Source organism: Streptomyces sp. ADI95-17 (genome assembly GCF_003846175.1).
Classification (GTDB): Bacteria; Actinomycetota; Actinomycetes; order Streptomycetales; family Streptomycetaceae; genus Streptomyces; species Streptomyces sanglieri.
The window spans coordinates 138,861-148,731 of sequence record NZ_ML123044.1 but is presented as its reverse complement, the minus strand read 5'-3'; the positions used below and the strand labels follow the sequence as shown (position 1 = coordinate 148,731).

Annotated in this window: 8 protein-coding genes; 5 read left to right on the top strand and 3 right to left on the bottom strand. The window is 70.9% G+C overall.

Annotation, left to right across the window (positions count from 1 at the left end; genetic code table 11):
• Positions 1 to 718: bifunctional DNA-formamidopyrimidine glycosylase/DNA-(apurinic or apyrimidinic site) lyase (gene mutM, locus EES42_RS00635; protein ID WP_124717324.1), on the top strand; the 718-nt coding region annotated here is incomplete at its 5' end.
• On the opposite strand, the gene EES42_RS00630 is transcribed toward mutM, so the two are convergent.
• Together EES42_RS00630 and EES42_RS00625 are read right to left on the bottom strand one after the other, a co-directional pair.
• On the bottom strand, positions 715 to 1,107 hold the full coding sequence (locus EES42_RS00630; RefSeq protein ID WP_124716149.1) for a winged helix-turn-helix transcriptional regulator: 393 nt from the start codon (positions 1,105 to 1,107) through the stop codon (positions 715 to 717). The two genes, mutM and EES42_RS00630, sit on opposite strands and share 4 nt — an antisense overlap.
• Positions 1,108 to 1,182: 75 nt before the next feature.
• Positions 1,183 to 2,106, bottom strand: coding sequence for a CAP domain-containing protein (locus tag EES42_RS00625; RefSeq protein WP_124716148.1), 924 nt, complete (start codon positions 2,104 to 2,106; stop codon positions 1,183 to 1,185).
• A gap of 145 nt (positions 2,107 to 2,251) precedes the next feature.
• On the opposite strand from EES42_RS00625, the gene EES42_RS00620 reads away from it, so the two are divergent.
• The 4 genes from EES42_RS00620 to EES42_RS00600 all read left to right on the top strand — a co-directional run bounded on the left by EES42_RS00620 (position 2,252) and on the right by EES42_RS00600 (position 8,825).
• The gene (locus EES42_RS00620; protein WP_026242487.1) at positions 2,252 to 2,533 is read left to right on the top strand and encodes an acylphosphatase; all 282 of its coding nucleotides are present in this window, start codon (positions 2,252 to 2,254) and stop codon (positions 2,531 to 2,533) included.
• A gap of 439 nt (positions 2,534 to 2,972) precedes the next feature.
• The gene (locus EES42_RS00610; RefSeq protein WP_018551753.1) at positions 2,973 to 3,185 is read left to right on the top strand and encodes a hypothetical protein; all 213 of its coding nucleotides are present in this window, start codon (positions 2,973 to 2,975) and stop codon (positions 3,183 to 3,185) included.
• A gap of 406 nt (positions 3,186 to 3,591) precedes the next feature.
• On the top strand, positions 3,592 to 7,284 hold the full coding sequence (locus tag EES42_RS00605; protein WP_124716147.1) for an AAA family ATPase: 3,693 nt from the start codon (positions 3,592 to 3,594) through the stop codon (positions 7,282 to 7,284).
• 122 nt (positions 7,285 to 7,406) lie between these two features.
• Positions 7,407 to 8,825: a sugar porter family MFS transporter gene (locus EES42_RS00600; protein ID WP_124716146.1), complete on the top strand. Its 1,419-nt coding sequence runs from the start codon at positions 7,407 to 7,409 to the stop codon at positions 8,823 to 8,825.
• 24 nt (positions 8,826 to 8,849) lie between these two features.
• Here EES42_RS00600 and EES42_RS00595 read toward each other — a convergent pair whose 3' ends face one another.
• Positions 8,850 to 9,815 carry an LLM class flavin-dependent oxidoreductase gene (locus tag EES42_RS00595; protein WP_124716145.1) on the bottom strand — a complete coding sequence of 322 codons (966 nt, stop codon included), beginning with the start codon at positions 9,813 to 9,815 and terminating at the stop codon, positions 8,850 to 8,852.
• Positions 9,816 to 9,871: the final 56 nt, after the last annotated feature.

Genomic DNA, 9,871 nt, shown 5'->3' with positions numbered 1-9,871 from the left:
CGGCGGCGCCCGCTTCGGAACGGCGATGCGCCGCGGCAAGTACCTCTGGGTGCCGCTCGACGACGCGTCCAGCTCGCTCCTCGGTCATCTGGGGATGAGTGGCCAGCTGCTCGTACAGCCGCAGGACGCACCGGACGAGAAGCACCTGCGCGTCAGGATCCGTTTCGACGACTCCCTCGGCACCGAGCTCCGCTTCGTCGACCAGCGGACCTTCGGCGGACTCTCGCTCCACGAGAACACCCCCGAAGGGCTGCCCGACACCATCGCGCACATCGCCCGTGACCCGCTGGACCCGGCGTTCGACGACGCCGCCTTCCACACGGCCCTGCGACTGCGCCGCACGACAGTGAAGCGGGCCCTGCTCGACCAGTCGCTGATCAGCGGCGTCGGCAACATCTACGCGGACGAGGCGCTCTGGCGCAGCAGGCTGCACTACGACCGGCCGACCGCGACCCTCACCCGCCCCAGGTCTGCGGAGCTGCTCGGCCATGTCCGCGACGTGATGACCGCGGCGCTCGACCAGGGCGGCACCAGCTTCGACAGTCTCTACGTCAATGTGAACGGGGAGTCCGGCTACTTCGACCGCTCGCTCGACGCCTACGGACGCGAGGACGAGCCCTGCCACCGCTGCGGCACCCCGATGCGCCGCCGCCCCTGGATGAACCGCTCCAGCTATTTCTGCCCGCGCTGCCAGCGGCCGCCGCGCACGACCGCCTAACGGCCGGGGTGCGCCTCGTCGTAGTGGGTACGGGCCGCGAGCACCTCGGGCATCCGGCCCTCGACGAGCTCGATCAGCGCCAGCAGCCGCTCGGCCACCTGCCGGCCCAGGGGCGTCAGCTCGTAGTCGACGCGCGGCGGATTGGTCGGCCGGGCCTCGCGGTGCACCAGACCGTCCCGCTCCAGGGCGTGGAGTGTCTGGGAGAGCATCTTCTCGCTGACCCCGTCGACCCGGCGGCGGAGTTCGTTGAACCGGAAGCCGCCTTCGTACAGCGCTCCCAGCGTCAGGCTGCCCCAGCGCCCGGTGGCGTGCTCCAGCGTGGAGCGTGAAGGGCACTGTCTGGAGAACACGTCGAAGGCGAGCGCGTCCAGACGGGTGTTCTCGTCCATACCGAGCAGCGTACGCCCGCACAGCGCTCACCGCCGGAGTGCGCTTTCCGCGGGTGAGCGCTGGGCGGCCGACGGTCAGAAGCCGAAGTCCTGGGTCCACCAGGGGCCGCTGGGGCCGTAGTGCACACCGACGCCGAGCGTCTTGTAGTCGCAGTTGAGGATGTTCGCCCGGTGGCCGTCGCTGTTCATCCAGGACTCCATCACGGCCTGTGCGTTCGCCTGGCCGCGGGCTATGTTCTCGGCGGCGAGGCCCTGTACGCCGACCTTGGAGGCGCGGTCCCACGGGCTGCGGCCGTCGGGGTCGGTGTGGTCGAAGAAGCCGCGGGCGGCCATGTCCTCGCTGAAGTCCTGGGCGAGCGAGGCGAGGGGGGAGCTGGCGGTCAGCGGGCTGCAGCCGACCTTCGCGCGCTCCTGGTTGACCAGGGCGAGCACCGCGGACTGGACGGAGGAGTCGGCGGGGGCCGAGGCGCTGCGGGCCGCGGGAGCGGAGGTCTTCGGCGCGTCCGACGGCTTCTCGGCTGCGGGGGTGTTGCTCTTCCCGGTGCCGGCCGAAGGGGCCTTCGACGACGCGGACCCGGACGGCTTCTTCCGCTCGGCCGGCGCGGACGCCTTCGAGGAGGAAGCGGAGGACGGGGAACCGGTGGGGGGCTGGACCTTCGTCGGGCCCCCGGTCCGGCCGATGCCGCGGCTGGCCGGGTCGGACGCGGTGCCGCGGTCGGCCGGGTCGGCGGACGAGCCGCCCTGGCCGAGCAGATCCGGGGAGCCCTCGGTGCGCACCCGGTCGGAGCCGCCACCGCCCAAGGTGTAGGTGTCGCCGCCGGGCAGCAGGCCGGAGGACATCGCCACGGCTCCCACGGCCAGGGCCGCGGAGACGCCGACCAGTCCGGTACGGACCGGAGCCGCGGACCGCTTCCTGCGGTGCCCACCCCGGCTTCGTTCCGCACCCCCGGCCTGCTCCTCGGCGGTGGCAGTTGTGGCGGAGCGTCGATGGCGTCCCATCTGCTGAGCCCTTCCGGCGATCTGGACGCCGGTTCCGGCGTCAACACGTCTCACCCGTTCGAGTGAGTCCAATGCGTCGGGACTGTACGCCATGGCCCCACGGCGGGAAGTGCCCGGAGAGCAACTGGGCGGTTAGCGTTCGGGCATGAACGAAGATGTACGACTCACCGCATGGGTACGCGGCCGAGTGCAGCAGGTCGGATTCCGCTGGTTCACCAGGGCGAACGCCCTGGAGATCGGTGGTCTCACCGGCTTCGCCCTGAATCTCGACGACGGCCGGGTGCAGGTCGTGGCCGAGGGGCGGCGCGAGAACTGCCACCGGCTGCTGGACTGGCTGCGCTCGGACGACACACCCGGCCGCGTGGACGGAGTCACTGAGATATGGGACACCCCGCGCGGCGGTTACGAGGGCTTCGCGATCCGCTGATCCAGGTCCTTTCCGGGGGTGCGGAACCGGTCGTGTTCGGACCGTGTTCGAAGCGCGGCGAGGGGTTACCGGGTGGGGCGCTCATCTGCGTACACATGAAATGACCTGCGGAATGTCCGGGTGGTTGCCAAGATTCGGTTACCGTGCCAGGCTGCGGCAGTAAGGATGATCTCCACGCCCCGCAGGGCCCCGCAGGAGAGTCGCGCCGCATGATCGCCGAGCCGCGCGCCCCCGGGCTGCCCGCCTCTACAGGGCGTGATCGTGTTGACCGTCAAACTTTTTGGTGAGACGCTGAAATCCCCGCGCACCTTAGCTGTTTGGCAGAGCTGTTTGGCAGCAGAACAGCAGTGACTACAGAGCGCTGCCGAGCACCGCGGGTGCGATTCCCTCACGACCCACACCGCATCGGTCGGTCACTCAGTGTGGAGGACCATCCATCATGGCAAAGGCGCTTCTCGGTTACGTCGGCGGTTCCGACCCGCGACTCCTCGCCGAGATGCGACGGCTCCAGCAGCGCGTCCAGGACCTGGAATCCGAGCTCGTACGGATCCAGGACGAGAACGACGCGCTGAACGCCGCCGCCCAGCACCAAGAGTCGCTGCTCGACAGCATCGACATCGACGTACCTCAGGCGGAGCCGGCGCTGACCTGACCGATGGCCCCCAGGGGCCGGTCGGGCCACACGCGTCAGCCGTCCGAGATCATCACCCGGATCGTCGCCGGATCATTGAAGAAGATCACTGCTCTTGATCTGTCACCTTCGTGGCATGTCCTTGATCCGTCATGCGCAGCCGCACCAGCAACACGCGGGTAACACCGCTCAGACGTAACACGGCTCAGGCGTATCACCGCTCAGACGCAACACCGCACAAGATTTACCAAGGGGCGCTTCGGCGTCCCTTCTTTCTTTTCCCGTTCGGATCCCCGGATCTTCCGGATCCCATTTCCGCTCGGAAGCTGTGCGGGCCCCGCCCCCGGCGTACACCCCTTCCCTTACCGTCTGATGTGCCCTGCACCTTCATCAGCGAAACCGAGAGCGAAAGGTAGAGTCCGGCGGCGTGCACCTCAAGGCCCTGACCCTGCGTGGTTTCAAATCGTTCGCCTCCGCCACGACGCTGCGGTTCGAACCCGGCATCACATGCGTCGTCGGCCCCAATGGGTCCGGCAAGTCCAATGTGGTGGACGCGCTCTCCTGGGTCATGGGGGAACAGGGCGCCAAATCCCTGCGCGGCGGCAAGATGGAGGACGTGATCTTCGCCGGCACCACCGGGCGGCCGCCGCTCGGCAGGGCCGAAGTGTCGCTGACCATCGACAATTCCGACGGCGCACTGCCCATCGAGTACGCCGAAGTGACGATCACTCGGATCATGTTCCGCAATGGCGGCAGCGAGTACCAGATCAATGGCGACACCTGCCGGCTCCTGGACATCCAGGAACTCCTCTCGGACTCCGGCATCGGCCGGGAGATGCACGTCATCGTCGGTCAGGGCCAGCTGGACTCCGTGCTCCACGCCGATCCGATGGGCCGTCGAGCCTTCATCGAGGAAGCCGCGGGTGTGCTCAAGCACCGCAAGCGCAAGGAGAAGGCGCTGCGGAAGCTGGACGCGATGGGCGCCAACCTCGCCCGCGTCCAGGACCTCACCGACGAGCTTCGGCGGCAGCTGAAACCGCTCGGCCGGCAGGCCGCCGTGGCGCGCCGGGCCGCCGTCATCCAGGCCGATCTGCGCGATGCCAAGCTGCGGCTGCTCGCCGACGACCTGGTGCGGCTGCGCACGGCGCTGCGCAGCGAGATCGCCGACGAGGCGGCGCTCAAGCAGCGCCGGGAGGCCGCGGAGGCGGAACTCAAGGCGGCCCTGGCCCGCGAGGCGGAGCTGGAGGGCGAGGTACGGCGGCTGACGCCGCGGCTCCAGCGGGCCCAGCAGACCTGGTACGAGCTGTCCCAGCTGGCCGAGCGGGTGCGCGGCACGATCTCGCTGGCCGCCGCCCGGGTGAAGAGTGCCTCCGCCCCGGTGGAGGAGGAACGGCGCGGGACGGGATTCAGGGACCCCGAAAGCATGGAGCGGGAGGCGGCCCGGATCCGCGAACAGGAGGCGGAGCTGACGGCCGCGCTGGAGGCGGCGGAACACGCGCTGGAGGACACCGCGGCCCACCGCGCCGAGCTGGAACGGGAGTTGGCGGCCGAGGAGCGCAGGCTCAAGGACGCCGCCCGCGCCATCGCGGACCGCCGGGAGGGACTCGCCCGGCTGAACGGCCAGGTCAACGCGGCCCGCAGCCGTGCCGGTTCGGCCCAGGCCGAGATCGACCGGCTGGCCGCCTCCCGGGACGAGGCGCGGGAGCGGGCGGTCGCCGCCCAGGAGGAGTACGAGCAGCTCAAGGCCGAGGTCGAGGGCCTGGACGCCGGTGATCAGGAGCTCGGTGAGCAGCACGACGCCGCCAGGCGGGCACTCGCCGAGGCGGAGGCGGCGCACTCCGCGGCCCGGGAGGCGGCCACCGCCGCGGAACGGAAGCGGGCGGCGGTGGCCGCCCGCCACGAGGCGCTGGCCCTCGGTCTGCGCCGCAAGGACGGCACGGGCGCGCTGCTCGGGGCGAAGGACCGGCTGTCGGGGCTGCTCGGTCCGGCCGCGGAGCTCCTGACGGTGACGCCGGGGCACGAGGTGGCGGTGGCGGCGGCCCTGGGCGCGGCGGCGGACGCGGTCGCGGTGACGGACCCGGCCACGGCGGCGGAAGCGATCCGGCTGCTGCGCAAGCAGGACGCGGGGCGGGCCGCGCTGCTGCTGGGCGGGGTGCGCGCCGGGGTCCCTGATCAGGGGGGTGCCCCTGACGTTGGTGGTGCTGATGGTGTCGGTGGGGCCGATGCGGCCGCTGTGCACGTACCGGGACAGGTGCAGGGGCCGGGTGAGACGGACGGGGCGCTCGTGGCGGCTCAGGTCGCGACCGTTGCCGTGGGCGGGGCGCCCGCTGTGGCCGACCTCGTCCGCGGGCCCGTCGAACTGATGGGCGCCGTGCGCAGGCTGGTGCGGGACATGGTGGTGGTCGGCACCCTGGAGGACGCCGAGGACCTCGTCGCCGTACACCCGGAGCTGACGGCCGTGACGGCCGAGGGGGACATCCTCTCGGCGCACTTCGCGCACGGCGGTTCCGCAGGGGCGCCGAGCCTCCTCGAAGTGCAGGCCTCGGTCGACGAGGCGGCGGCCCAGCTGGAGGAACTGGCCGTGCGGTGCGCCGAGCTGACCGAGGCGCAGCGGATCGCGGGGGAGCGGCGCCGGGCCGGTGCCGCGCTGGTCGAGGAGCTGGGGGAGCGGCGCCGGGCCGCCGAGCGGGAGAAGTCCGGGGTGTCCCAGCAACTGGGCCGACTGGCCGGGCAGGCCCGTGGTGCGGCGGGCGAGGCCGAGCGGATGACGGCGTCGGCCGCCCGTGCCCAGGAGGCGCTGGAGCGGGCGACGGAGGAGGCCGAAGAACTGGCCGAGCGGCTGCTCGTCGCCGAGGAGATGCCGGTCGAGGAGGAGCCGGACACCTCCGTGCGGGACCGGCTCGCCGCCGACGGTGCCAACGCCCGCCAGACCGAGATGGAGGCCCGTCTCCAGGCACGTACCCACGAGGAGCGGGTCAAGGCGCTGGCCGGCCGGGCCGACTCCCTCGACCGGGGCGCCCGCGCCGAGCGGGAGGCCCGTGCCCGCGCCGAGCGGCGCCGGGCCCGGCTGCGGCACGAGGCGGCCGTTGCCTCCGCCGTCGAGTCCGGTGCCCGTCAGCTGCTCGCGCACGTCGAGGTGTCCGTCGTACGGGCCGAGCAGGAGCGGGTCGTGGCCGAGGCGGCCAAGGCGGAGCGGGAGCGGGAGCTGGCGGCCGAGCGCGGCCGGGGCCGCGACCTCAAGAGCGAGCTGGACAAGCTCACCGACTCCGTCCACCGCGGCGAGGTGCTCGGTGCCGAGAAGCGGCTGCGGATAGAGCAACTGGAGGCGAAGGCGCTGGAGGAGCTGGGCGTCGAGCCGGCCGGGCTGGCCGCCGAGTACGGCCCCGACCAGCTCGTACCGCCGTCACCCGCCGCCGAGGGGGAGGAGCTGCCGCAGGATCCGGAGCATCCGCGCAACCTGCCGAAGCCGTTCGACAGGGCCGAGCAGGAGAAGCGGCTGAAGTCGGCCGAACGGGCGTACCAGCAACTCGGGAAGGTGAATCCGCTCGCCCTGGAGGAGTTCTCGGCGCTGGAGGACCGGCACAAGTTCCTCTCCGAGCAGCTGGAGGACCTGAAGAAGACCCGGGCCGATCTGATACAGGTCATCAAGGAGGTCGACGAGCGGGTCGAGCAGGTGTTCACGGAGGCGTACCGGGACACGGCCCGCGAGTTCGAGGGCGTCTTCTCGCGGCTCTTCCCGGGCGGCGAGGGCCGGCTCGTCCTGACCGACCCGGACAACATGCTCGCCACCGGTGTGGACGTCGAGGCGAGGCCGCCCGGCAAGAAGGTCAAGCGCCTCTCGCTGCTGTCCGGCGGCGAGCGCTCGCTCACGGCGGTGGCGTTGCTGGTCTCCATCTTCAAGGCCCGGCCGAGCCCGTTCTACGTGATGGACGAGGTCGAGGCGGCGCTCGACGACACCAATCTCCAGCGGCTGATCCGCATCATGGAGGAGCTCCAGGAGAGCTCGCAGCTCATCGTGATCACGCACCAGAAGCGGACGATGGAGGTCGCCGATGCGCTGTACGGCGTCTCGATGCAGGGCGACGGCGTCTCCAAGGTCATCAGCCAGCGGCTGCGCTGAGCCCCGCTCACCGAGCGCTCCCCGGGCCGGGTCCACTCAAGTGGTGGCAGCGGGAAAGTTGTGTGCCACTTGGAAGGGTTCGTCCCCACACCTGACGACGCGGCCAGGCATCAGGAGTTCATGTGACCAGCACCTCGCAGGGACCGGCGTCCGGAGCCCGAGCGGCCCACCCGGACCACCTCGGCCATGTCATCTTCATCACCGCGGCCGCCGCGATGGGCGGCTTCCTGTTCGGCTACGACAGCTCCGTCATCAACGGTGCCGTCGAGGCGATCCGCAGCCGCTACGACATCGGCTCGGGAACGCTCGCCCAGGTCATCGCCATCGCCCTGATCGGCTGTGCGATCGGTGCGGCCACCGCGGGGCGCATCGCCGACCGCATCGGCCGGATCCGCTGCATGCAGATCGCGTCCGTGCTCTTCACCATCAGCGCCGTCGGCTCCGCGCTCCCGTTCGCCCTCTGGGACCTGGCGATGTGGCGCATCATCGGCGGCTTCGCCATCGGCATGGCCTCGGTGATCGGCCCGGCGTACATCGCGGAGGTCTCGCCGCCCGCCTACCGTGGCAGGCTCGGCTCCTTCCAGCAGGCGGCGATCGTCGTCGGCATCGCCATCTCCCAGCTGGTCAACTACGGCATTCTGCAGCTGGCCGACGGTGACCAGCGCGGCAAGATCGGCGGGCTGGAAGCCTGGCAGTGGATGCTCGGCGTCATGGTCGTCCCGGCCGTCCTGTACGGGCTGCTGTCCTTCGCGATCCCCGAGTCGCCGCGGTTCCTGATCTCGGTCGGCAAGAAGGACCGGGCCCGGAAGATCCTGGAGGAGGTGGAGGGGAAGAACGTCGACCTGGACGCCCGGGTGACCGAGATCGAGACCGCGATGCACCGCGAGCACAAGTCCAGGTTCACCGACCTGCTCGGCAGTCGCTTCGGCTTCCTGCCGATCGTCTGGGTCGGCATCGGCCTGTCGGTCTTCCAGCAACTCGTCGGCATCAACGTGGCGTTCTACTACTCGGCGACGCTCTGGCAGTCCGTCGGCATCGACCCGACCGCCTCGTTCTTCTGGTCGTTCACCACCTCCATCATCAACATCATCGGTACCGTCATCGCGATGGTCCTGGTGGACCGGGTGGGCCGCAAACCGCTCGCGCTGGTGGGCTCCACCGGCATGGCCATCGCTCTCGCCTTCGAGGCCTGGGCCTTCTCCGCCGACCTGGTCGACGGCAAACTGCCCAGCACCCAGGGCGTCGTGGCGCTCGTCGCGGCCCATGTGTTCGTGCTCTTCTTCGCCCTGTCGTGGGGCGTCGTCGTCTGGGTCTTCCTCGGCGAGATGTTCCCCAACAGGATCCGCGCCGCCGCGCTCGGCGTCGCCGCGTCCGCGCAGTGGATCGCCAACTGGGCGATCACCGCGAGCTTCCCGAGCCTGTCCGACTGGAATCTGTCGGGCACGTACATCATCTACGCCTGCTTCGCCACGCTCTCGATCCCCTTCGTGCTCAAGTTCGTGAAGGAGACCAAGGGCAAGGCGCTGGAGGAGATGGGCTGACCCCCGGGTCCCCGCCGACGGAGGTCAGCGTGCGATCGCGTCGCAGAACAGCCGCAGACTGCGCCACCCCTCCTCGACCGGCATCCCGCCGCACAGCGGATGCAGCACCAGGTTATCCAGCTCCGCGGCCGACGCTGCGCACTCGTCGGGCGTGACGACCCGGTAGACCCCCTCGGCCCGCAGCTCCGGCACCGTCGTCGCCGCCGAACGCACGGCGGAGCGGATGTCCTTGGACTGCCAGGAGGCGTACGTACGCGCCTCGTGCAGGAAGTACTCGCCGTACTCGGCCCAGGTCCGGTCCGGGTCCTCGGACACATGCAGCAGCGGTGTCTCGGCGGCGGGCATCATGCAGAAGCCGTCCGTCCCGAACTCGGCGCGCAGCTCCTGGTAGTGCGCCTCGATCTCCGGCAGATGCGCGCTCGGGAAGAACGGCAGCCCGAGCCGGGCCGCCCGCCGCGCCGCCGCCCGCGAACTGCCGCCCACCAGCAGCAGCGGGTGCGGCTGGGTGTACGGACGCGGCGTGACCCTGACCGTACGGCCCCGGTACGGGAACGGCTCGCCGGTCCAGGCCAGCAGCAGCGTCTCCAGCAGCTCGTCCTGGAGCCTGCCGCGCCTGCCCCATTCGACCCCCGCCTGCTCGTACTCCTCGGGCCGGTAGCCGATCCCCGCCACCGTGACCAGCCGACCGGCGCTCAGCAGGTCCAGGACCGCGATGTCCTCGGCCAGCCGCAGCGGGTCGTGCAGCGGGCCGATGATCGCCGAGACGGTGACCGCGATCCGGCGGGTGGCACCGAAGACCGAGCCGGCGAAGACGAAGGGCGAGGGCAGCCAGGAGTTGGCGGCGCCGTGGTGCTCCTCGGTCTGCACGGTGTCGACGGCGTGCTCGTCGGCGTACGCGGCCATCTCCAGCGCGGCGCGGTAGCGGGCCGAGAGCGACTCGGGGGTGGCATCGGGATCGACCAGATTGAACCGGACCACAGTGAAGGCCATGAGATTTGTCCCCATCGTCGGCGGGCGCGGCGAGGCGGGACAGTAACTGACGCAGC

Bases quoted from the DNA above. Each gene is read 5' to 3' on its own strand.
- EES42_RS00630 (WP_124716149.1), bottom strand. From the start codon at position 1,107: ATGGACGAGAACACCCGTCTGGACGCGCTCGCCTTCGACGTGTTCTCC.
- EES42_RS00625 (WP_124716148.1), bottom strand. From the start codon at position 2,106: ATGGGACGCCATCGACGCTCCGCCACAACTGCCACCGCCGAGGAGCAG.
- EES42_RS00620 (WP_026242487.1), top strand. From the start codon at position 2,252: ATGAACGAAGATGTACGACTCACCGCATGGGTACGCGGCCGAGTGCAG.
- EES42_RS00610 (WP_018551753.1), top strand. From the start codon at position 2,973: ATGGCAAAGGCGCTTCTCGGTTACGTCGGCGGTTCCGACCCGCGACTC.
- EES42_RS00595 (WP_124716145.1), bottom strand. From the start codon at position 9,815: ATGGCCTTCACTGTGGTCCGGTTCAATCTGGTCGATCCCGATGCCACC.